The sequence below is a fragment of the Chryseobacterium sp. WG23 genome, assembly GCF_024586575.1.
Lineage (GTDB): Bacteria > Bacteroidota > Bacteroidia > Flavobacteriales > Weeksellaceae > Chryseobacterium.
Window position 1 is genome coordinate 356,149 of record NZ_JALCZE010000003.1, and the last position, 23,967, is coordinate 380,115.

Below are 23,967 nucleotides of genomic sequence, written 5' to 3' on the forward strand. Positions count from 1 at the left end.
CTTATTTTTTAAGATTAAAAGTATAACAAACTCCAGCCTGGAAAACAACATTAGCGTGTTTACCCTGGTAGTTGTTGATTGTGTGTAAAAAACCGTGTTTTACCCTGGCTTCCACTCCGAAATTTTTGGTGATATCATAGCCTGCTCCTGCTGTAATCCCTAGGTCGAAATCATAGGAAGCATCAAAATCTTTCTCTACAGCAATATCAATTGTAGGGCCAACCAATATATTGAAGTTTTTAAAATAAAATTTATTTATCAGCTGAGTTCCAAAATAGGAAATTTTATATTCACTTCTGTCATTTCTACCGGAACTTTCCACTTTTGCTCCCTGTCTTGAATAATTAAATTCAGGCTGCAGAGCATAAAATTTTGTTAATCTCACGTTTCCAAAGAATCCAATATAAAAATCGGTGCGGTTACTGAATTGATAAGAAGCCTGTACTTCTTCATAAGAATGGGTATCTTCATTATAATACAGGTAATCCTGAACACCCTTACCCTTGGTGAAATGTGAAAAATTAGCACCTCCTCTTACTCCCAGGCTAAATGTTACCTGTGCAGATGAAAAGGCAGCCCAAAAAATAAGAGCCAGGAAATATAGTTTTTTCATGTTTTAATTTGCTTCCGTATCGGTTATCTGTACCAGTTTTATATTGATCTTAAAATCTTTGTGCTGCAGATTTAAGCTGTCCGCGAAGATATGCTTTTTTGCCTCAAAAGTAAAATCGATTTTTTCCTTATTATTCCTGGTATAAATGATTCTTTTCAGTAAGCCGCTTTCTTTATTAAAAAATAAATAATAGCCTTTATGATCGGTTTTTGATAGATAAATTTTGGCATTTTCATTCTCAAAAGTTTCACTGATAGGATATTGCTTTTTTAAAAGTTCCCGAAAGTCGTTTTTAAGAAAATTGATGACCATCTTTTTGTCGAGATCAGGAAGAACATAATTCAGTTTAAAATCATGTTGCGAAATCTCAAAATCAATAAGCTTATTTCCAAAATCTGAAGTTAATGCGACCCGGTGTGTCGTTTCATTGATTTTTTTGATGATCAGAATACCACTTACATGATTCTTATAAATGTCTATCTGACACTTGTATACATAATCTTGAGGAGAAGAAAAGTAAAGATTTTCAACCGTTTTCTTTGATTCACTAACAGGTTTTACATCCGTAAGCTGATAAGGCTTACAGGAAATAACCCCTATTGACATCAGGCTATAAACTAAACTCAGACGCAGGAATTGAAGCATTGATCTTGGTATTTTTGAAAACAATATGGGTAGTATCTCCTGAGGCTTCCGTCATATTAACTTGTGAAACTGTTGACTGGTTCTTCGGGAAATACAGTTCAATCTGCTTGATATACTTCAGAAGCTGGGATGTTTTCGGAATGAATTTCGCCATATTGTAGTTTCCGCTCTTAAAATAAGTTACGGTGAATTCAGGATCACTGAACATCGTTCCATTAGAGCTTCCTACAATAAGTTTATTGATCTTTTCAAACGTTTTGCTCTTTGCATCTACCGAAGACTTTTTCCCCTGATCATTGATAAATATCTTATTATTTTTAAAAACAATGCTGTATTGATAAGGTTTTGTATATTTCCAGCTCAGCATATTCGGGGCCTGTAATGACATTTTTCCGTTCGTCACGATGTTCTTATCCAAAAAGTCCATTTTTTTGGTTTGGGTAAAATCGCTTTGCAGCGTTCTGATCTCTTTGGTTTCAGAAGAAACTTTAGAGACAAAAGCTTTTGCTTCAGCTCCGGACATTGCTGTATTTTGAGCCGAGAAAAGACCTGATATTAATAAAAATGCTCCGAAAGCAATGTTTTTAATCATTTTTCTTTGAATTTGTAATTGAATCAATGGTAAAAGCAGCATACTTTTTATCTTCCAAAAATACTAATAAATTAACCAGTACACGGTAAGTCTTCTCCGATGTATCATGGAGAAGGATGATACTTCCTTTTTTTAAGCCTTTCGTTATTCTTCTGTAAATTTTCTTTTCATTATCAATAACGGTATCTAAAGAGCGGACATTCCATCCTATACTTTTTTTATGGGTTCTTTTAATTGCTTTTGCAATATTTGGATTGGTAACCCCGAACGGTGGTCTGTACAGCTGCGTTTTTATATTCCCGACTCTGTATATCACTTCATCACATTTTTCAATCTCTTCAATCATTTTAGAGGCAGATAAAAAACCTGTTGTGCTAGAGTGAGTCAGCGTATGATTTCCAATGGTATGGCCTTCTTCAATAATTCTCTGAAAAGTTTCCGGGTATTTTTCAATCTGTTTTCCGATACAGAAAAAAGTAGCCTTTATCTGATGCTCCTTTAGTAAATCTAAAAATTGGGGTGTAAATTCCGTTGGCCCATCATCAAAAGTTAAAGCCACTTCCTGAGCTCTTGTCCGCTTATGGGTGATACTGTTGACGAAATATCCCAGCTCAATATGGAAAGAACCCCAAACAACTACTGCAGAAAAAGCCAGAAAACATGCTATATATACCCAAAAGCCTCCATGAAACGCATAAATAAAAACGTTACAGAAAAGGTAAAATAGAATGAAGAAATAGTGTTTCATCGTTCGTTGTTTAATAGTTTATTCGTTGTATGATAAGCAAATTTACGAATAACCTTTTGCTTTCACTTCAGTTAAGCTTTTTCCAGTAATACGAGACTATGATCAGAACCTGCCAGATGATTATATAAAAGTATGTTTTTTACTTCACTTTTTGTATTTCCGTTGATCATCATTACCTCCGGAATCTGCTGTTCTTTAAGAATATGACAGGCCAGAAAAGTTGAAAAACCACTGGCTGTATTGAATTCTCCACTCAGATGTTTGTAATATAGCAAAGCTGAATCCGGAAATACATCCATTGCTTGTTTATAATAAGTATCTGAAGCTTCATCTCCACTAAAGCCTAAAATGACCACATCAATATGATTACCGGATAGATTGTTTTTAGCTAAAAAATCCTGAATAAAACCCTGAGTCTCATTCAATTCTAATGTATTGATGATCTGAATGTCGGTAAGCTTTGCATAAGAACTCTCTGTCTTATTTTTTCCTACCACAAAAAAACTGGCTCCTTCGCCCCAGATCACTCCATCCGTTGTAGAATGTAAATAATCAGCAGGAAGGTCTTTTTCTTTTTTAATGATATTGTGCAGACAGTAGAGTTCCATAGTTCTGCCGGTCTGTTCATCGGTAGAGCCCACCAGGATATTTTCAGCTTCTCCATCTTTGATCTGAAGCTGAGCATCCAGTAATGAAAACTCCAGTGATGAAGAGGTATTTACATAGGTGAAATTATAAGCGTGACACTGCAGTGCCAGAGCAATTTGCCCTGAAACGGTATTGTGAGTAGACTGGATAAAAAATGTAGGTGTTAAAAACTCCTCATGGTTATCAATCACATTTTTCAAAAACTTTTCAGAATCCTGGGAGCATCCCATTCCGGTTCCTACAATAATGGCGTCAGGCATCGTAATTCCTGCCTCCTGTAAAGCATAATGTGAAGCTGCGGAACTCATTTTTACGGTTTTAGACATTCTCCTGATCATAGCAGGCGGAATGAATTCCTTGTAATTAGGTTCTATCGCTTTGAGCATTTGTACCGAACTTTCCGGGGCAAGATTCTGTAGGATATTTTCGTTTAAAGTGTCCTGAACAGATATGCAGGATGCACTGTTGATGTAAACGGAACTCATGATTTTGAGAATATTAAAGTGGAACAGTTTCCTCCAAATCCAAATGAATTGGAAAGCACATGATTGATATCCTTCTTTTTAAGTTCAGTGACAGGCGTTAAATCAAATTCTGCCATTTTCGTCGTAAAGTTCAGATTTGGAAAAATAAGACTGTTTTGCATGGCTAAGATTGAAAAAACAGCTTCAATCCCGGCTGCTGCTGCCAGGGTATGTCCTGTAAATGCTTTCGTGGAACTGAATTCAGGAACCTTGTTTTCGCCAAAGATTCTGATCATAGCAATTCCTTCCGATAAATCATTATTAGGAGTGGCGGTTCCATGAACGTTGATATAGTTTATATCTTCTTTGGCTAATCCTGAAACCTTAAGGGCCTGCTGCATGGCTAAAAATGCGCCCTGTCCGTTTTCTGAAGAAGCCGTCTGATGATGGGCATCATTAGCATTTCCATAACCGGAAAGGTAAGCAAGAACTTTCTTGTTTTCTTTTTTTACAATTTCCTCAGATTCAAGCACCAAAAAAGCGGCTGCCTCTCCTAAGTTTAACCCTTTTCTATCATTGTCAAAAGGAGTATTATAAGAATCTGTAAGAATCATCAGCGTATTGAATCCATTCAAAGTAAATTTTGAAAGAGAATCAGTGCCTCCAACAATAACGCGGTCTAAAACTCCGTTTTTAATCAGCTTTGCCCCCATCATAATGGCATTGGCTGCAGATGAACAGGCGGTACTAATAGTAGAAACCATGCCTTTCAATCCCAGATAACCCGCGATCGCCAATGAGGAATTTCCGGCATCATGAGCGTCAATATATTTTTGCTTTTCAGGGAAGCTTTCATAAGAATAGAAATACTTTTCAGTGATATCCATCCCTCCTACACTGGTAGAAGAAATCAATCCGGTTCTGTATCCGTTGATCTCTGAAATTCCGGCACTTTCTACTGCTTCTTTTGCGGCAACCATTCCTAATAAAGAAGTTCTTGTTACATTATTGTCTTCATCAAGCTGAAGCTTTTGTATAAGTTCTTCATTAGATAATTTTACTTCACCCGTTTTAATGGCTCCGGCATGGCGGGTTTCAAACATCTGGATATCTGAAATTCCGTGTTTCCCGGATTGTAGTGAAATAAAATTTTCCTCCACATTGTTTCCAATAGAGGAAATGATGCCCATTCCTGTTATGGCAATTTTTTGGCTCATTTTATTAGGTAATGTAACAATGTATCAATGTAAGAGTTTCCCAATTATTGGTACATTGTTACACCATTAGATTGTTATATTAATTTATTTTGTTCTGTTGTTTTCGATGAATTGAGCCATGATTTCGATAGATTGGAAAATTTCCTTTCCTTTTTTAGGATCAGCTAATTTTATTCCGTAATCTTTATCGAGAAGGACGATGAGTTCCAAAGCATCGATAGAATCAAGTCCCAGCCCGCCTCCGAATAATGGATCTGTATCTTTGATTTCCTCTACAGAAACATCTTCAAGGTTAAGAACTTCAATAATTTTGTGCTTCAATTCGGTTTTTAAGTTTTCCATAAAAAGTTTTAATTTAACAATGTACCAATATAACAGTTTACCAATGCATTAATGACTTATCATTACTACATTTTCAGATTGCCAGATGGTTACATTTTTTATAAGGTTAGCAAATATACAAAAGCTTTATAATTTTCCTGAAACAATTCCGCCCAGCCACATAATACTTTGTTTGCTTTTCCGGACCGGAGAATCTGTTCCGAATAATTGTTTAAAAAATTTTCATCAAATTCATCCAAAACAAAAAAAGCATTCTCCGTCTGCATTTTGTGTTTGATGCTGATTTCACCTACGCAAATATTGGGCAAGGTGTAAACAAATACAGCAGGACTTGGAAAATAGTTTTCCTGAGAATTAATGCTTTCCTGATATTTGAAATCAGTATCAAGACTGGATGATGTGTTGGCAAGAACCAAAGCGGTCCGGCTATGATCTCCGTCTTGCAATATCATTTCAGCAGCAAGGAAGGCCAGTTTGCTTAAACTGTCCATTTTGTGGAACTTGGGATAGTTCAGCTCCAAACTTTTATAAGCTTCTTTGGCAAATTCAGGAAAAGAATGTGTTTCACTTTCAAAAACAACGTTTCCATCAATGGCTATTTTTGAATTTTCCAGGGTACAGGTGGTTATTTTCTTCATCATATTCATTTTAACATTTTTCCAATACCACTGCTGCATTACATCCTCCAAATCCTGAAGCAGTTTTCAAAATATATTGAATGGTTGCAGTCTTATTTTCTCTGATAATATTAAGGAGTTGGGATACGCCCATTTCTTCAAAATTCTTAGACGGAAGCAATGTATTGTGGCGGGCACTCTCCATTGAAATAATGCTTTCCAGCAATCCGGAAGCTCCAAGACAATGTCCGTAAAAACCTTTCATGCTGTTTAACGGAGCATTTTGAAGTTCCATTCTGTTGAATGCAATAGCTTCCATTTCATCATTGTACAGGGTGGCCGTTCCATGAGCCGAGATAAAATCAATTTGCTCTGAAGAAACCTTTGCTTCTGTCATGGCATTTCTGATGCTGGCATATAGGCCGTCTCCGGTTCTTGAAGGTCCGGAAATATGATTGGCATCATTAACCGCGGAGTCACCTAAAACTTTAAATCTGAATTTCTCATTTTCAGAAGGAGAGAAGGTGATATATACCGCTGCCCCAGCTTCTCCGATATTTATTCCGTTCCGGTTTTTGTCATAAGGCTTACAGGGCTCTGTACCAAGGGCCTGGAAAGAATTAAAGCCCGAAATCACAAATTCTGTAATTTCATCTCCTGCGATCACAAAAGCGTCTTTATAGTATCCTGCCTGAATCATATTTTTGGCAACAGCAATAGCCATTACTCCGGAAACACAGGCATTGGAAACAACAATGGGTTTAGTTTTAAACCCAAAGAAATCTGCAATTTTCTGTGCTAACACAGCAAGGTAAGCACCTTCGGGTAAAACAGTCTGATTTTTTAATAAACTCACATTTCCTTTTGTGGTGGAAAGGATAAGTGCCGTGTTTGCTGTGACAGGATGGTTCTCTATCAAAGGTTTCAGGCTTAGAAGGATCATCTTCTCCAGCCTTGTGAAACTTTGATTTTCAAAGTTTTTACTGAATTCTTCGTTCAGCTTTTCAGAATCAATCATAGAGGCGTAAACAGCTTCCTGATTTTCTGTAATTTTATGCAGTGCTACTCCTGATTTCCCTTCTAACAGTGAACTCCAGTTGGAATTTACATTAAATCCAAGAGGAGTAACACAATTGTAATCTGTAATAAAAATTTCCTTCATCATGATAATCCCATTTTATCTTTCCAGCTTTGAAAAAACTCCGGATTGTAAAGACATAAATTTCCTTCGCTGTCCAGGAATACCTGGATGGTTTCTCCACTGCAAACCAGTTTGTCCTCCTGGTTGAAAAGCTCATATTTGTAGATCAGCTTGGCTGAAACTGTATTAATAAATGTAGTGACAATTCTGAAGGTCTCACCATATTTTAAAGGAAGAAAATGCTCACAGGTACTTTTTACAATAGGCGTTACAAATCCTGCCTTCTGAATATCAAGATATGTAAGGCCATGCTGACGGCCAAAGGCCTCTCTGCCATCTTCAAAATAAACAATATAATGACCATGCCAGACAATTCCCAGCGGATCTGTCTCATTGAACCGTACCCTTACTTCTTCGGTACAGGTTAATATGTTTTCTTTAGACTGCATTTTTTCTTTTCTTCCTATATTTTTTTCTTTCTGTGAGGTTCAGGAAACTCCTGATTTAAACATTATGGAGTTTTCTTTCGTAAAAAATCGATATGGATATGGTGGCAAGGTAAAATACAAATAAAAATACTAATTCTTTAGCAATTCCACCAATTCCGCTGTTCCTTAAGATAATGTCGTAATAAGCATTCAGCCCCCAGTTCATAGGAGAAAATTTGGCTACAGTCTGCATGAATTCAGGCATTAAAAATACAGGAACCCATATCCCTCCTATAGCGGCCAACACAACAACGGAAGTGGCTCCAAAAGGTGCCGACTGTTCCTGGGTATCCGCTATAGTACCCAGCAAAACACCAAATCCAATGGCTGCAAGCCCCGAAAACAAGGTTACTGTAATAAGCTGAAACATTTTTCCGGAAACATCAAATGCCGGAAGATCCATATAAGGGAAAAGATAGATTCCTACTGCTACCATCAATAAAAACTGAATGATACAAATGATAAGGTATGTAAATGTTTTTCCTAAAATATGAACAAAATAAGGAGTAGGACTTATTCTTGCCCGTACATTGGTTCCCTGACTTTTTTCTTTTACCAGATTGATAGATAGCGGAACAACGATGAAAAAGATAGCAAAAAGAGCCCATGCAGGAACGTTATGCTGAACGGAATTCGGCATCACATCCATTTTTCCTTTCTTAGGGGTGATCTCTTTAAAGCTGATCAGATTTTTATTCTCGCTGAGGTTCTCTGTTGTTCCCAGCTGTTCCTGGAATGCTTTATAAATCTTTTTATTCTCGATTTCAAAAACCATCTTATTGACAGAATTCATGACAGAATTTTTGAACCCGGCATTGGTAGCTGGATCAAAGTATAAGTGAATTTCTTTTGTTTTTGAATCCGGTTTTCTGACTGCTGCAGAATCTGTTTCCAATCCAAATGAACTTACTATCGTCTGAACTTTTGAATCAATATTGGAATTGAGATCTTTCGTCAGATTTTCAGGAATGATAATGGCCATCTGATAATCTCCTGAGAAAACTGCTTTCTGAGCAGACTTTTCGTTGAAATTGGTCAGCAGCTGAAATGTTTTGCTGTTTTCCAGCTCACCTTTTATACTCTTGGAAACCTCTGACTGATCATTGTCAATAAAAATAATAGGGATTTTTGAGCCTTCAAGATTTTTAAAGGTGGAATCCTGAATCAGGGTAATGGTAACAATTAAAAGCAAAGGCATCACAAAAATGATGACTATTCCTCCGATATCTCTTTTCAGGAGAAGAATTTCCTTAATAAAGCTTCTCCACAGTTTATACAACAACATCTCTTAATTCTTTTCCGGTTAATGAAATGAAAACATCCTCCAGGTTTTCGGCGTGAGCAATCTGAGAAACCAGCTCTTCAGGGGTTCCTACAGCATGAATCTTTCCTTTATCAATGATGGCAATTTTTGTACAGAATTCTTCGGCCTCGGAAAGGTGATGTGAAGTATAAATGATACAAGTCCCGTTTTTATTCAGTTCCTGAAGAAAATCAATAATCACTTTTTTGGATTGAACATCAACTCCTACCGTGGGTTCATCCAAAAATAAAACTTTCGGGTTATGAAGTGTTCCTGCGATGAGGTTACAACGGCGCTTCATTCCTCCGGAAAATTGTCCCACCTGTTTATCGGCAAACTTTGAAAGCCCCATCATTTCCAGGGATTCATCAATAGTTTTGAGGAGCTGTTTATGTTTTAATCCATACAGGCTTCCGAAAAACATGAGATTTTCTCTTGCCGTAAGTGTAGGATAAAGTGCATATTCCTGAGGGACAATACCAATGATCTGTCTGATTTTAAAATTATCCTTCTGGGGAGACATCCCATTGATCAGGAATTTCCCGGAAGTGGGCTTGATAAGTCCAGAGAGCATGGAAATAAGGGTGGTTTTACCGGCTCCGTTAGGTCCAAGAATTCCGTAGATTTCATTTTTGTCAATATTCAACGTGATATCATTGACAGAAAATTCATCAGAATTTTTGTATTTTTTATATAGATTTTTAACCTCAATCATATTTTCTGCCATATCAGATTGCTTTTCTCAGTTTTTTATAGAAAGCTTCTTCGAGATCTGCAATATGAAGCATTGTTTTTGAAAGTTCATTGTAGATATTGCTTTTTGAATTTCTGTTTTTATACACTCTGGCAATGTCTACAGCAAAATCTCTCCAAAGGTCACCAATAGCTGTAATTTCCTGTGACAGTTCTTTTAACTGTTCATTTTTGAGGATTACTGCCGCTTCCTGAAGAAAGGCTCCGTAAATAAATCTGAAGCCACCTCCGCCGGTCCCTATTTCTTCCTGCATTCTGATCAGCTGCCCCAGATAGTGGTTGGTTACCTTTGTGCCTTTCTTTTCTGCCCATTTAGGGATGCTTTTGGCTACCCATCTCATGGCTCTCACACCAATAAGCGGTACCGGTGCCAGCATATTTTTACAGGTATCTTTGATTCCTTTCTTTATAGCTTCTTCAAGATTGATATTTTGAGGAACATAGACAGGATAATACATATGTCCTTTTGGGGGAAGGGCTCCCTTTGCATATCTTACTTTTTCCAGTTCGGCTTCCGAAAGTGAGGTGACATAATCCATGACAGGATCACTGATCAGGAATTTTCCGTCTTCTTTACCATATACCACAAGGTTGTGGGCATTGAAGTGAAATTTATATTCTTCAGGGAAATATGTAAGGTTGAAAACTCCTACCTGTAGCCCTGTAGGGATATTTTGCTCAAGATTTCTTTCCAGTGCTTTTTGAGCGTCCTGAGGATTGGAAAATTTCTCTCTCTTTATTTTAATTCCCAATCTTTTGGCTGCTTTGCTAAAAATAGCACCGGGCATCGGACGATAGCTGAAGCCAGGCGCAAAATTCACCTTTAAAAAGGGAAGATAGACGAAAAATAATCCGGAACCTATTCCGAAGATCATAGGCTCACTTAGTTTCAGTCCTTTATTAAGCAGTAGATTAGAAGCAACACCGTTTTCGCAATGCGCAGTCTGATGGTGTTCAAAGTTTAATTTCATTTGCAGCTTTTATCTTTTTCATTGGTTCAATGGAATTTTGCATAGAATGCTTCCATTTATTTCCCATCGAAGTTTTTTAATTCATCCACTGAAATTCCAAATGCATCAGCATATTTTTTCAGTGCAGTTTCGCTTAGTGTTGTAAATATTCTGGGCTTAAAATGTCTTTTCACCCTCCATTGCCACATTCCTACATAAGAGGCAAGTACTCCAAGATCCATTTTATTCAGTTCCATAAAATAAACGATAGGACTTACAGTTTTATTGGCAACGTTTTGCTTGGCTTCCTCAATTCTTTCATAAATGAGCTCCATGGATTCATCCAAAGCAGCTTTCTTTGCATCCCAGCCTGTGCTGTTTGCTGTAGTATAGTTGTTATTTTCGTCCGTTACATACAGTACTTCTGTCATGTTGGCGGATTTCAGGTTGCTTTCGTCTTGAGGTAGGTCTTGTTTTTTCATCTAAATAATACTATTTTTTAGATTCCAGATGAAAAATAGTTCACCTGTTTTGATTTTTTTAATCAGTTGGCTAAAATAGTGAAAATACATTATATGTAAATCATATTAAATTTTGAGGAGTTATTGTCGTGGAGTATAGTTATATGGAAGGATAATTTTGAGTTTTTATCAAGTTTGATCGAATATGTTTTTAGCTTTTACTATTATTTTAATTTAAGCATAACTCATCGGAAAGAATATCATCCTAACCTTCAATAGGCTTTTATTATTTGTCTTGTAATGGATTTGCTGTAACAAGTGTATTGTATTGTGAGACTAATGTTTTTGAGAAATCTGATTATAAAAATTAATTGTTAACTACCAACTATGAAGAAATTTTTTATTTCTGTTTCGCTTTTCTGCATGTTAAGTGCAATGGCACAGAAATTCGAGACACAAAAACTTACGGATGCCCAAGGGTATACCTATGAAACGGTAAAGAATGATCAGGCCGGTGTAAGAGTATATACTTTGAAAAACGGACTGAAGGTTTATCTTGCAAAAAATGAAGATGCTCCGAGAATTCAAACCTATATTCCTGTAAGAACAGGATCTAATAATGACCCAGGTGATAATACAGGATTAGCCCACTACCTTGAACATATGGTCTTCAAGGGTACATCCAATCTGGGAACTCAGGACTGGGCAAAGGAAAAGGCTTTGCTACAGCAAATTTCCGATCTTTATGAGCAGCATAAAGCTGAAAAAGATCCTGCAAAGAAGAAAGAACTTTACAAAAAGATAGATGAGGTATCTCAGGAGGCTTCAAAATATGCCATTGCCAATGAATATGACAAGGCAATCTCTTCACTGGGAGCAACAGGAACCAATGCCCATACGTGGCTGGATGAAACGGTTTATAAAAACAATATCCCATCCAACGAACTTGAAAAATGGCTGAGAGTAGAAAAAGAGCGTTTTTCAGAATTGGTACTGCGTCTTTTCCATACAGAGCTTGAAGCGGTGTATGAAGAGTACAACAGAGCTCAGGATAATGACGGACGTCTTGTAAACTATGCTTTAATGGAAGCTCTTTTCCCTAAACACCCGAACGGGCAGCAGACAACGATTGGAACTTCAGAACACTTAAAGAGCCCTTCAATGGTAGCAATTCATAAGTATTTTGATACCTATTATGTTCCTAATAATATGGCTGTCGTATTGGTGGGAGATATTGACTTTGACAAAACTATAAAATTAGTTGATCAATATTTTGGTGCTTTCAAATACAAAGACCTTCCGATGAAAAAGATGGTAACAGAAGAGCCTATGACAAAAGTGGTTTCCAGAACTGTAAAAAGTCCGTCTACACAAAGAATGACCATGGCATGGAGAACAGATTCTTATGGAAGCCAGGAAGCAAGATTGGCAGATGTTGTTGCAGAGATCTTAAGTAATAATGGTGATGCCGGATTAATTGACCTTAATATTAATCAAAAGCAAAAGACCCTTGGAGCAGGTGCCTACGAATCACCGTTCAAAATGTATGGTCTGTTTGCGTTGACCGTAACTCCTAAAGAAGGGCAAAGTTTTGACGAAGCTAAAAAGTTATTGCTTGATCAGCTGGATCTTGTGAAAAAGGGACAGTTTCCGGACTGGATATTCAAAGCTATTATAAATGATAAGAAAGTTCAGCGTATGAAAGGCTGGGAAACGGCTGACGGGTTAGCTACAGAACTTTACGATTCTTACATTAAGGGAAGAACATGGGAGCAGGAACTTGATGAGATCAATCAGTATGAGAAGATCACAAAAGCTGATGTGGTAAAGTTTGCCAATGAATTCTTTAAAGATAATTACGTAGTCGTTTATAAAGAAAAAGGAGTCAATGATAAGCTTGTAAGGGTAGAAAACCCGGGAATTACTCCCATTAAACTGAACAGAGACGTTCAGTCTCCTTTTCTTAAAGGTATTTTAAGCACAAAAGTAGCTGAAATCAAGCCTGAGTTTATTGATTATAAAACAGCGATTCAAAACTCACAAGTGAAAGATAAGACGGTAAGTTTTGTAAAAAATAAGTATAATGAAATTGCCCAGGTAAGTTATGTTTTTCCTTTCGGAACGGATAATGATAAAGAACTTTCTATTGCAGGATCTGTTTTTGGATATCTGGGTACAGACAAATATACTCCCGAGCAGTTAAAAGAAGAATTCTATAAATTGGGAATCAGCAACAGCATCAGAACTTCCAACGATCAAATGATCGTTACCCTGACCGGTCTTGAGAGCAATATGAAGAAAGGGGTAGAGCTGATGAATCACTGGATGACGAATGTAAAAGCAGATAAAGCAATATACAGTCAAACCGTAAAAACGATCCTGGAGGCCAGAGCTGCAGGGAAGAAAGATAAAGGGAGAATCATGGCTGCTCTTTCGAATTATGCCAAGTATGGTAAGGATTCAAGAATGACGGATATTGTGTCTAAAGAGCGTCTTGAGAGCATAGATGTTACGGAGCTTATCAAAAAGATTAAAACACTGAACCAGTATCCTTATCAGATATTCCTTTACGGACAGGATCAGTCGGGGATGGAGAAAGCGGTTAAGCCTTATGTTGTGAATGCAAGCCTTCAGCCTGCAAAAGCTAAAGAATATGCAGAACCTGCCACAACGGGAAAGGTGTATTTTACCAATTATGATATGGTGCAGATGGAGATGGCGAAAGTGGCAAAAGGAAGTACGGTAAACCTTAGCAATTTTGGAAAATCAAATGTTTTCAACGAATACTTCGGAAGAGGCCTTTCCTCAATTGTTTTCCAGGAGATCAGAGAAAGTAAGTCTTTAGCCTATTCAGCCTATGTTTCTTATGGTAATGCATCAGAAAAAGGACATGCAAATTATGTTACCAATTATATAGGAACACAGTCTAATAAGCTTCCTTTGGCGGTAAGTGCAATGAACGATCTGATGGTAGAATTACCACAAATCCCAACACAGTTTGATAATGCAAGAGGTTCCGCACTGAAGCAGATTGCTTCCAACAGAGTAAACAGAACGAATATCTTCTTTAGCCAGCTTGCACTGAAAAAACTGGGTATTGATTATGATATCAGAAAAGATACTTATGCAGAAATCCAGGGGCTTACATTGCCTCAGCTTACAGGATTCTACAATACAGAAGTGAAACCTGTACAATACAATACGGCAATCATCGGTAAGAAAGAAAACCTGAATATGGAATCGATCAACAAAATGGGTGAATTCCAGGAAGTGTCTCTTGAAGAGATCTTCGGATATTAATCTTTTGGATCATATAGTCAAAGGTGAGGCAGGAATGTCTCACTTTTTTATTGTTCATATGAGCTTGTTTGTGATGATGCATGTTCCACGGATTTGTATAATGTTTCACGTGAAATACATCCGTATGATATTTTTTTTATCAAAGCCTGGAGTGACTTTTTTATCATGTAATTATTTGAAATGTAGTGTTTTGTGATTTTGTTCAGGAAGGGCTGTTGCCTTTATAACTCCGTATTTTTCAGATTTTAATGACAATTTTATTAGATTGTAACAAAATATATTACCGCTGAATTATAAGTCTGACTGTTATGAAAGAGATTAAGCATTGTGCTGTTAATAAAAAACAAAAGCTGTAACGTTGAGGTACAGCTTTTCCTATTGTATTTGGAATTAATATTACGATTTTACTTCCTGGATAAAAAGGTTGATATCAGCTCTGATTAATAATTCATCATGATTGAACGTTTCGCAGAAGATGTGGCAAATGTTTTCAAACTGGGAAACAAGCGAAGCTTTTGAAATGATTTTATCTCCCACTTTCGGAAGGGCAAAAACCTCAATTTTTTTGATATTGGTAATAAAACCGATCACTTTCGTATCTGCTTCAGGATTTTCGAAAAAACTCTGTCCAAGAATGGAAGAACAGGTTTGTGCCAGATTTTCAATCAGCCCGGCTTCAACGAATTCATTGTTATGAACAAAGATATTCTCTTCTTTTATTTCAAAGGAAGTCACAACTTTTTCTTTGGTTAATTCCAAGATATGGTCAGCCATCAACATCGGTTCACGATGAGGCAGAAAGTTGTGTATATTGATCATTTGGTCTTCCCTGATTTCCATTAGAATTATTTTACAGCAGTTTTCATTTGAGATTTTGCAATCACATCACCATTTAATCTGGTGACGATATCTACAAGTGTTACTCCCATTACTTCATTAAGAATGGTAACTTCTGAGATAAGACGATCTCCGGTTTTAGGAAGTACCTCCGCTTCAAAAGATTTTATAGCTCCAATATATCCTGTAGGAGCTTCTTTCCCCAGCAGGAAATATTTATAACCTGTGTGTAATGCAACACTTTGTGCCTGATGTTCTATCATACCTGAAGCCTGAAAAATTCCGTTCTGAACAAAGAGGTTGTCTTCTTTTATTTCAAATCCGGAAATCAGATGCTTTTCAGAGTATTCTGTAAGCTCATGTACCATTACAAAAGGAAATCTTTGAGGAATAAGGCTTTCTACAAAATCTTTATCGGATGTTGGCAGTCTGTTCTCCATTAGCAAACAGTTAATAAGGCGCAAGAATAAGCAAATCTTCCACTTTCAGGAACACAAAGAAGTACTTTCTCTCCTTTTTTCAGTTTGCCGGAATTCATGATTTCTTCTAATGCAATAAAAATAGAACCTGCACCAATATTTCCGACATCAGAAAGATTGTAGAACCATTTCTCCCAAGGGAAATCCATTCCTTTTTTAGCAAACTCATCTTTTAAGCCCTCTTTAAAATAACCTGAAGAAATATGAGCCAAAACATGGTCTATTTTTTCAGGATCCAAATTATGTTTGTCAAAAGATGATCTTAAACTTTCTGCTCCTTTTACCAGAATATATTTATCAAGGATTTTAGTATCCTGTTTTAAGGCGAAGATAGATTGCTTTAACCATTCATCAGATGAATAGTCTGCCCATGATTGTAAACTTCCGTCTTCCTGCTTTTCACATCCGGCATACATACATGCTTCAATTTCATGAGCGTAGGAATAGAAGTCAATGAAATCTATTTTTAAAGAAATCTGATTTTCCCGGGGTTTATTTTCTAACAGGAAAGAACCTGCCCCATCAGAAAGCATCCATCTCAGGAACTCCCTTTTGAAAGCAATAATAGGCCTTTCTTCCAGTAATTTTAAATTCTCAGCTTCATGGTTGAATTTATCAGCAGTCATCCATGCAGACATTCTCTCAGAACCCGCACATACAGCGCTTTCGTGTACACCGGCTTTTACAGCAAGGAATCCGTAGTTAAGGGCATTCATCCCGGAATTACAAAGACCTGTAGCAGTATTAATCTCGATAGATTTTCCGATATTCAGCTCCCCATGAACCATAGAAGCATGTGAAGGCTGTATCTGGTCCGGAGAAGTTGTTCCTACAGATAATAATTTCATATCCTGCTTTTTGAAATTTTCATCAAAAAGACCTTCGATTGCCTTTGCTGTAATCTGCGCATTGGTGTGCGTAGAATTCCCTTCTTTATCTAAAGCGTAATATCTTGTTGTGATTTTATTATTTCTTAAAATAAGTGTTCTTGCTTTAGAAGGCGCATCATTGATCAGACCAAGATAGGTCTCCATTTCATCATTCGATACCGGCTCATTGGGTAAGTATGTTGATGCTTTTGTTATAAATACGTCGTACATTCTATTTTAAATTAATTCCTTGTAAATATCTTTTTTGTTTTTGTCTTTTAAACCAAAATATAGGGGTTGTAAGCAGATGTAAAACCAAAACGATTGGTGAGATAATCCATATCGCTGCCATCAAATATACCTTAAAGAATTTTATCAGCAATGGACGTTTCTCTTTTTTCTTTATAATCAGATTGGACCAAACGGTGAAAATTTTATTTCCTACCTTTTCTACCCGTACCAGAAACGGACGGATCTCAACGGCTCCGTTTTTTACCAGATCTGGCTGTAAATTCTCCAGATCATTATCTTTAAAATGCTTTTTAATGATTTCTCCATACTTCACAGATCCTGTAATCTCTTGATCAGAAATACCGGCTGCAGGAAGTATTCCCGACTTTTCCTTCTGCCCTGTGGTCAGCCATCGTAAGATCGTCAGTACACTGGTATAATTGTCATGTCTGTCTACCAGGGCTATATTTCCAACAAGGTTGGCTTTTAAGTCTTTTAAATAGACCTTAAGTTTCTCCTGAGAAAGCATCCACATATTTCTTGTCCCGGAAATGGTAACAACAGGGGTGTCTTTAAGAATTTTCTCTGCATACCCACTTTTCAGGAATGAAATAATAGGAATAGATGGCGTTAAATACCATACCTGATAACCAAACAGGATGAGGTCATACTTTGTATTCAGTACCTCTTCCGATGGAGGGAGTATTTCTTTAGGGATCTGAAGATAAGACTCCGGGAAGGTATTGAAAAAAACATCACCTGGCCAGGGAAAAGGAAAATCTTCCTTCAGCTGAATGTTGTAATAGGTAACATGATATTCTTCCTTCTGAGCTTCAAAAGGTCTGGCAATATTTCTCACAATATCTTCCAGTTGGCCGGTTTGTGAATAATATATTACAAGTATGTTTTTTTTCATTACTATTTTTTAACGGTTACAAAAATATGTTTTTCATATTTATTATTCAGCCTTAAATACTTTTAATGAGTCAGAACTGAATTTTAATGTATAATTTTCATTTTTAAATGATGCATTATTTGCATTAACAAAAATGATAATTTCCGGAAGAACCTGAATGGTGTTCACGAAAAAGCTGCCGTCTGAAACAAGAAGGATGTCTATTTTTTTATTGACTTCTGAAAGATCTTGTATATAATGAAGCTTCCTGTTTTTCACCAGATAAGTTTGGGAGGCAACTTCTCTTTTTTCACTGTTTTTAATGAATGAAAAGATTTTTCTGCTTGCCTGATAAAGCACCAGTAAAGCATCTTTTTGTCCGAAATCATCTGCTATATGCAGAATATTGGCGTCTTTAGGAATGTGTTTATTGAGTTCAAAATAGACGGATTTATAGGTGTTGAAATCTTTTTTTACTTCTTGTACCACATCAGTGTTCTTATATAAGTAGCTTAGGAACAATTTCTTTTTAAAATAATTCTCATCCTCAAGTTCTTCTCTCAGCCTGGCAAATTCATCCCTGAAATAGGCATTGATCTTTTTTGTTCTTTCAGAATAGTTAGTCCCAAAGCTTGTATCATCTTTGCTGATTCTGTTTCCTACTTTTACAGTAATACTTCCGTCATAAATAATAAAATCTCCTTTCGGCAATACTTCAGAATTCCCATGAATATAAAGAGGCAGAATATCTAAGCCAAACTGCTCAGCAAGATAGAATGCTCCTTTGTGGAACCTTTTGACATCATGAGTATAAGAGCGTTCTGCTTCAGGAAAAACAACAAGGGAATATCCCTGGTTAACCTTTTCCTTCAGTTTATCCATTCCATTTTCAATACCCTGTGAAACGGGATAGAAACCTAATGCTTTTACCAGCTTTCCAAATACAGGAGATTCATATACCCAGTCATTGACCAGGTAAATGATTTTGTGGGTAGCCATAGCAATAGCCAGAGTGTCTAAAAATGAAGTATGATTGGCAATGATCACTGCCGGTTTGCTAAAATCCTCAGAAGTATTTCTGATGACTTTCTTCCTGACAAAGGGATTTGAATAAAGTACCGACGTTAAAAAACGGGCTAAGATCAGTTTTATAATATCCAATGTTTTTCCTTTAGCATTTTTAACGAAAAAACTTCCGAAGGCTGAAAATAGCAATCCTCCCAATCCATAATATAAAAATGATAAAAATGAATTAAGAAATAGCCTGAATGTAATAGGAGAAAGCCCCTTTTTTGCTCTGTTGGTAATTAAGAACCTAAACCAGAACGGATATAATGTTGAGGTAATGATAATCACGGAGAACATCCCGATTAAGGCAACCAGTGCTAAAGAATGTAACGCCGGATGCTTGGCAAAGATCAGGGATCCAATGGAAAGTATCGTAGTGAAAACTGCCAGGATAATGGACGTTCTGTAGGTTGGAAGTTCGTTTTTTCCTGTAGTATGCTCTTTTTGCATGGCCTGTGTAAGGAAAATACTAAAATCATCACCTACTCCAAAGACTAATGTACATACTACTGTACTGAAGATATTGAGTTCCAGACCTAGAAAATAAAGGATTCCTGCAGTGACGACTCCGGTTAAAACAATCGGAAACATGGTAAGAATAGTCAGTTCAAAATTTCTGAAGAAAATAATAATGGTTAAAACGATGGCTAAAAGAGAATAGTTGATTAAAGTACTGAAGTCTCTTTTCAATAAACCAAGGAAATTTTCATTCATTTGCTGGCGGTCAATAGCGAGAGCATCATGTTTCTTTTCAATATCTTTAATGAAAGCATCTCTTTTGTTTTCGTCAACCTTTACAATATTTGAAACTGTGTAAAAACCGTTTTCGTGGCTTAAGAATTCTGGAATCTGTAATGCCTTTACCCTTTCATAGTCCTTCAATGTTAAAACTGCGTATTTTTTATGTAAAACATCATTAAAATGATCAAAAGCCGAACTGTTGAAACCAAATTTATTTCCGTTGCTGATCAGATCTGCAACGGTGTTATTCTTTTTGTCGGCATCCCAGAAACGTTCCCATTCCGCCAATTTCTTTTGTTGGTGTTTTTCGGAAAGTACAATGTTACCAATTGAATTGTAGCTTAAAATTTTTCCATCTTTTTTCTCTTTTTCAAGAAATTGGCTCAACTTTGAGTTCCGGGCCAATGCTTCTTCTTCGGAATTTCCGTACGAGATGGTGTATATCGACTTTGAAGTGATGTCTGAAAGCTTCTGGAGTTTAGCCTCACTTATTTTCAGCTCTTTGGGAATGTAATTCAGATCACCAATATCTTCATTGAAGCCTACATGCCTGAAGCCAAATAAACAGGCAAGAATAATTAAAGAACAGCCAATAAGTAGAGGTTTGTTTTTTTCATAAGGATATGAACCAATCCGGTCTATGAAATTTGTATTGTGCTTTTCCGATGTTTTTTTAGGCTTATAAAGCTGAGGTACGATGATCAATGCACTGATAGACGATAGAATAACAGTGATAGCTGCAAAAAGACCGAGGTCCTTCAATGCTTCAGAGCGTACAAAAACCAGACATAAAAAAGAAACAGCCGTTGTTGCGCTGCTAAGGATGATGGGCTGTGTAATATCCTTGTAAAGCTCTTCAATATTATTGTTGTGCTTATAATGAGTGAGGATATGCAAGGCATAATCTATGGTGATTCCAATGAGAATAGCTCCTACACTTAATGAGATGGCTGAGATTTTATCCTTAATAAAATACAGTATCAATAGGGCGAGCAGCACAGAAAATACAGTGGGTAGAAAAACAATAACAGGGGTGAAGAAATTTCTGAAATAATAGATCAAAAGGACCAACAGCACCGTCATTGAAATGATAACCGTATTCTGAATATCTTTTTTGATTTGCTGGGCATTGGCAACAGCAATAACCGGTGACCCGAAATAACTGATTTCAGTTTTGCCTTTGAACTGTTTGTTAATATTTTCCCTTATCGTATTAAGCTGGTTCACAAAAGCTTCATTGCCCTTGGTGTCATTGCTTTTGTTTTTCGGATCAATAAATAATAAGAGGTTCTTGCCATCTTTGGTAACGATAAAGCTGTCTTCAAGTTTGAAATCTTTACTGATGTTTAAAGCATTCAGTTTTTTGATCCCCAAAAAAGTAAGTCCCAAAGGATCTTTTTTAATGAATTCTTTGGTAACAAGACTTGTAGGAGAAACTAATGATATATAATTGTCCTCCACCTGCCTCGCAATACTGTCTTTCTGAAGTTTCTGTCCGATTTCTTTATAATCGTTCTCATTCAGAAACAGAGGAAGGTTCTGATTGACAAAATCAAATGTTTCTGAAATTTCATTGTCATTTACTTTGCCCTGAACCGAGCCAATGTATTTTTGTAAAGGTTCAATTTTCTGTAGAAAGATATCTGCCGTTTCAGAAAGCTGAAAGCTGTCTTCACCGGATTTATTCTCTATAATAACAATAATCTTATCTGAAAAGTTAAGTTGTTTAAGAACTTTGGCCGTAAGGTCAGATTTTTCATTTTTAGGGATAATCTGATTAATGTCTTCTTCAAAGTTAATTTTTGAAGCGAAAAGAATACACAAAGCCGCGATTCCTAATGCACTCAATACAGCAATAGTTTTGTTTTTAGAAATCAGATAATATAAAAATATGAAAAAACGATGCATTATATTTAAAAGTCAGTCTGCAAATTTAAATTTTTAAGTATTAGTTCAAAATAATTGAGGGATAAGTTTTGTCTGAAAATCAATAAAATATTCTAGGCAGAATGAAAAAATATTCTACTTTTGCAAAAGTTCCCCTTTAATGAAATGTATTTTAAACCACAATTATTATTAAAAAATAAGAATCTGTTTTAGATATGTTGGAAAAAAATGATGAAAAAATAAACGGATTTCTATTTGTGATAGTACTTCCGCTTCTGCTGTTTGCCATGTCCTATTATGGATTTGAATCTTCCTACACCAGGTTGAAAACATCAGAAAAAACTCCGGAATTTTTATTCTCCTCTGTATATGCGTATAGGGTGATTCCTAATTATCTCAGTGTGCAGATGACAGACATGGTGTATTACCTGATCAATGGGCCTTTTTCGTTCTTTAAGGATTTTCTGTCTAAGAATGGGACACCATTTTATCATGGTCTTTTTCTGATGAACAGTTTTTTCTTTATCCTCTGTTCGGTTCTTATTAATAAAATGCTTCAGTTTAAAACGTTGTTTTCTGACGTTAATGTAAGGAGAGTCATTCATTTACTTTCAGTTTTTTTTATCGTTATCACTCAGTATGCTCCCACAAATTGTGATACCATTGCTTTATTTTGCTACTTATCAGGCGTTTTTCTTACGCTGAAATATCTGCACACCCAGCAAAAGGTATATTATGGGATTTTAATTGTCCTGATTATTATTTCTACATTCGTAAGGGAAACAGCATGTCTTAATATTGCTTTTTTTGCAGCGGTTTTCTTTAATGTGAAAAATATTCAGGAAAAAAATTACCGGTTTATATGGATAATAATTCCTTTGGTTGTTGCTTTTCTAATTCCATATCTTGGATTAAGAAAGTTTATGACAACAGAAGAAACAACCTTTGTGGAAGGTTTTTATATAGACAGAAACTTTTCAAGTCCGTTTAATTTAGCGGGATTGATTTTTGCAGTCGTAGTTCTTTATTTTATATATAAGCTTTGTATTGATAAAGAAAACAGGCTGGTATTTGGCAAATATCTTTTCTTTTCACTGCCTTATCTTATTATGATTACCTTAGTCGGATTGTTTTGGGAAGTGAGACTCTTTCTTCCTTTAATTCTAACAGGGATTATCATAGTATTTCACCAGTTTAAAAAAACAGCAGAGATTCAATTAGTATGAGTTTATTACATCCATATTATATTATTGCAATTATATATATGCTGTTCTTCAGTGTTCAGGAGGTATATGGTAAAAAAGTAGATAAAAAATGGTTTTGGTTCCTGGGTATCTACCTGATTATCATTGCCGGGCTTCGTGATAGTGTAGGTCCGGATTATGGTAGTTACCGTGGTATTTATATTTATTCCGATACCAAAAGTTATTACAGTATCTTTATGAAGATGCTCCATATGACGGGGCCGGATACCTTGGACGTAGAGTGGCTCTATACCTTGATTAATAAGATATTGCTTAACGTATTTAATGCCCCTTTTTATATTGTTACCCTTGTTATAGCCATTTTTGCAATAAGCTTTAAGATAAAATATACAGAAGACAATACTTTTTATCCTTTTACCTTTACCCTCTTCATGTTTATTCCCAACTTCTTCATCGGAGAAAGTGGGCAGATAAGACAAAACCTGGGTACCTTTATTGTTTATTTTGCTATACGCTATATCAAAGAAAGAAAACTGTGGCATTATCTGTTTTTTATATTCTTAGGATCAGGAATTCACAGTGTATGTTATCTGTTTTTACCCATGTATTGGCTGGCCCGCATTCCTTTGAATAAGACCGTTATGCTGATTATGATTATAGGCTCTGTCTTTCTGTCGCCATTTGAAGTCTATAAGGTTTTTGGAAGCTTTTTAAGTGGTATGGCTGAAGACAGTACACTGGTTGAAGGGTTTAATGGGTATGTGGAAGAAACTGCACAGAGATTGAATGGTGGCTTTGGGATCCCTGAGGCAATGATGGTAATTCTGACTTTTTTCCTTTTTGCTTTTGATACCAAGATGAAGGAACTCTATCCTTATTATGAATACCACCGGAATTATGCTGTGGTAGGAATATGTTTCTACTTTATTTTCAGGAATAATCCTATATTTTCATCCCGTCTTGCAGGAGCATTTATCGGATTTTCATATATCATAATTCCTAATGCAATGTATGTGGTCTCGGCCAGGGTTAAAAATATGGTCTATGCATTTATTATTACTTTGGTAGTATTCAATTTTGTCGTTTTTGCTTCCTTTAATAATATAAAAGCAGGAAGGTTCTCAATAGATTTATATAAAAACCATATTCTTCCTTAGAAAATATTTCAAAATTAAAAAACAAAAGACAGCTCTTAGTGAGTTGTCTTTTTTGCAATACAATGACATGGATGCCAGTTATATTTCAGTTTTTACGTGAATGATGAGTTTTTAGTGGTAATGAATTTATTTTTAATTATTTACATTTTAATTCAGATATGGTATGTTTATTTATAAATTAAATATGTTTTTTTTGAACATAGGCTTAAAAGTTGTATTTCTGATAATACACACAAATCCAGAATATGAAACGTTTAGTTAAAAAATTAGCAGCAATTTTTTGCTTAGTGTCGATTGGTCTCTGTTTTAAAGGTAA

At 36.1% G+C, this 23,967-nt stretch carries 22 protein-coding genes; 3 read left to right on the forward strand and 19 right to left on the reverse strand.

Annotated elements, in window-relative coordinates; all coding sequences use genetic code 11:
- Position 1 precedes the first annotated feature (1 nt).
- The 14 genes from MP477_RS06855 to MP477_RS06920 all read right to left on the reverse strand — a co-directional run bounded on the left by MP477_RS06855 (position 2) and on the right by MP477_RS06920 (position 11,003).
- A complete protein-coding gene (locus tag MP477_RS06855) occupies positions 2-613 on the reverse strand; it encodes a porin family protein (protein ID WP_257189728.1) in 612 nt (203 codons plus the stop codon).
- 3 nt (positions 614-616) lie between these two features.
- Positions 617-1,258 (reverse strand): hypothetical protein, encoded by a 642-nt coding sequence (locus MP477_RS06860; RefSeq protein WP_257189729.1) that lies wholly within the window; start codon positions 1,256-1,258, stop codon positions 617-619.
- Complete coding sequence (locus MP477_RS06865; RefSeq protein ID WP_230032454.1) at positions 1,224-1,850, reverse strand: outer membrane lipoprotein carrier protein LolA; 627 nt, start codon at positions 1,848-1,850, stop codon at positions 1,224-1,226. Before MP477_RS06865 ends, MP477_RS06860 begins: the two co-directional genes overlap by 35 nt.
- Entirely contained in the window at positions 1,843-2,598 is a 756-nt protein-coding gene (locus MP477_RS06870; protein WP_257189730.1) for a polysaccharide deacetylase family protein, read from the reverse strand. The genes MP477_RS06865 and MP477_RS06870 overlap by 8 nt, the downstream gene beginning before the upstream one ends.
- Positions 2,599-2,669: 71 nt before the next feature.
- Entirely contained in the window at positions 2,670-3,731 is a 1,062-nt protein-coding gene (locus MP477_RS06875; protein ID WP_257189731.1) for a beta-ketoacyl synthase N-terminal-like domain-containing protein, read from the reverse strand.
- A complete protein-coding gene (locus tag MP477_RS06880; RefSeq protein WP_230032448.1) occupies positions 3,728-4,927 on the reverse strand; it encodes a beta-ketoacyl synthase in 1,200 nt (399 codons plus the stop codon). The genes MP477_RS06875 and MP477_RS06880 overlap by 4 nt, the downstream gene beginning before the upstream one ends.
- A gap of 84 nt (positions 4,928-5,011) precedes the next feature.
- Positions 5,012-5,269, reverse strand: coding sequence for a phosphopantetheine-binding protein (locus tag MP477_RS06885; protein WP_230032446.1), 258 nt, complete (start codon positions 5,267-5,269; stop codon positions 5,012-5,014).
- Between the two features lie 98 nt (positions 5,270-5,367).
- A complete protein-coding gene (locus MP477_RS06890) occupies positions 5,368-5,907 on the reverse strand; it encodes a 3-oxoacyl-ACP synthase (RefSeq protein WP_257189732.1) in 540 nt (179 codons plus the stop codon).
- A gap of 10 nt (positions 5,908-5,917) precedes the next feature.
- Positions 5,918-7,051, reverse strand: a complete 1,134-nt coding sequence (locus MP477_RS06895; RefSeq protein WP_257189733.1) for a beta-ketoacyl synthase N-terminal-like domain-containing protein — start codon at positions 7,049-7,051, stop codon at positions 5,918-5,920.
- Positions 7,048-7,476 (reverse strand): thioesterase family protein, encoded by a 429-nt coding sequence (locus MP477_RS06900; RefSeq protein WP_257189734.1) that lies wholly within the window; start codon positions 7,474-7,476, stop codon positions 7,048-7,050. Before MP477_RS06900 ends, MP477_RS06895 begins: the two co-directional genes overlap by 4 nt.
- A gap of 55 nt (positions 7,477-7,531) precedes the next feature.
- Positions 7,532-8,800, reverse strand: coding sequence for an ABC transporter permease (locus MP477_RS06905; protein ID WP_257189735.1), 1,269 nt, complete (start codon positions 8,798-8,800; stop codon positions 7,532-7,534).
- On the reverse strand, positions 8,787-9,545 hold the full coding sequence (locus tag MP477_RS06910) for an ABC transporter ATP-binding protein (RefSeq protein WP_257189736.1): 759 nt from the start codon (positions 9,543-9,545) through the stop codon (positions 8,787-8,789). The genes MP477_RS06905 and MP477_RS06910 overlap by 14 nt, the downstream gene beginning before the upstream one ends.
- Before the next feature lies 1 nt (position 9,546).
- Complete coding sequence (locus tag MP477_RS06915; protein WP_230032433.1) at positions 9,547-10,542, reverse strand: BtrH N-terminal domain-containing protein; 996 nt, start codon at positions 10,540-10,542, stop codon at positions 9,547-9,549.
- Positions 10,543-10,598: 56 nt separating this feature from the next.
- Complete coding sequence (locus tag MP477_RS06920) at positions 10,599-11,003, reverse strand: hypothetical protein (protein ID WP_230032430.1); 405 nt, start codon at positions 11,001-11,003, stop codon at positions 10,599-10,601.
- A gap of 366 nt (positions 11,004-11,369) precedes the next feature.
- Here MP477_RS06920 and MP477_RS06925 point away from each other — a divergent pair, with 366 nt between their 5' ends.
- The gene (locus MP477_RS06925; protein ID WP_257189737.1) at positions 11,370-14,282 is read left to right on the forward strand and encodes a pitrilysin family protein; all 2,913 of its coding nucleotides are present in this window, start codon (positions 11,370-11,372) and stop codon (positions 14,280-14,282) included.
- A 396-nt stretch (positions 14,283-14,678) separates the two neighbouring features.
- On the opposite strand, the gene MP477_RS06930 is transcribed toward MP477_RS06925, so the two are convergent.
- The 5 genes from MP477_RS06930 to MP477_RS06950 are packed head-to-tail and all read right to left on the reverse strand — an operon-like array spanning position 14,679 to position 21,310.
- Positions 14,679-15,122, reverse strand: coding sequence for an ABC transporter permease (locus MP477_RS06930; RefSeq protein WP_257189738.1), 444 nt, complete (start codon positions 15,120-15,122; stop codon positions 14,679-14,681).
- Positions 15,123-15,127: 5 nt separating this feature from the next.
- Positions 15,128-15,559 (reverse strand): hypothetical protein, encoded by a 432-nt coding sequence (locus MP477_RS06935; protein ID WP_230032414.1) that lies wholly within the window; start codon positions 15,557-15,559, stop codon positions 15,128-15,130.
- Positions 15,559-16,698, reverse strand: coding sequence for a beta-ketoacyl-ACP synthase III (locus MP477_RS06940; RefSeq protein WP_230032413.1), 1,140 nt, complete (start codon positions 16,696-16,698; stop codon positions 15,559-15,561). The genes MP477_RS06935 and MP477_RS06940 overlap by 1 nt, the downstream gene beginning before the upstream one ends.
- A gap of 1 nt (position 16,699) precedes the next feature.
- Positions 16,700-17,614, reverse strand: a complete 915-nt coding sequence (locus MP477_RS06945; RefSeq protein ID WP_230032412.1) for a dialkylrecorsinol condensing enzyme DarA — start codon at positions 17,612-17,614, stop codon at positions 16,700-16,702.
- A 42-nt stretch (positions 17,615-17,656) separates the two neighbouring features.
- Entirely contained in the window at positions 17,657-21,310 is a 3,654-nt protein-coding gene (locus tag MP477_RS06950; RefSeq protein ID WP_257189739.1) for an MMPL family transporter, read from the reverse strand.
- 194 nt (positions 21,311-21,504) lie between these two features.
- On the opposite strand from MP477_RS06950, the gene MP477_RS06955 reads away from it, so the two are divergent.
- Together MP477_RS06955 and MP477_RS06960 are read left to right on the forward strand one after the other, a co-directional pair.
- The gene (locus tag MP477_RS06955) at positions 21,505-22,515 is read left to right on the forward strand and encodes a hypothetical protein (RefSeq protein WP_257189740.1); all 1,011 of its coding nucleotides are present in this window, start codon (positions 21,505-21,507) and stop codon (positions 22,513-22,515) included.
- The gene (locus tag MP477_RS06960; protein WP_257189741.1) at positions 22,512-23,651 is read left to right on the forward strand and encodes an EpsG family protein; all 1,140 of its coding nucleotides are present in this window, start codon (positions 22,512-22,514) and stop codon (positions 23,649-23,651) included. Before MP477_RS06955 ends, MP477_RS06960 begins: the two co-directional genes overlap by 4 nt.
- The last annotated feature ends 316 nt before the right edge of the window (positions 23,652-23,967 follow it).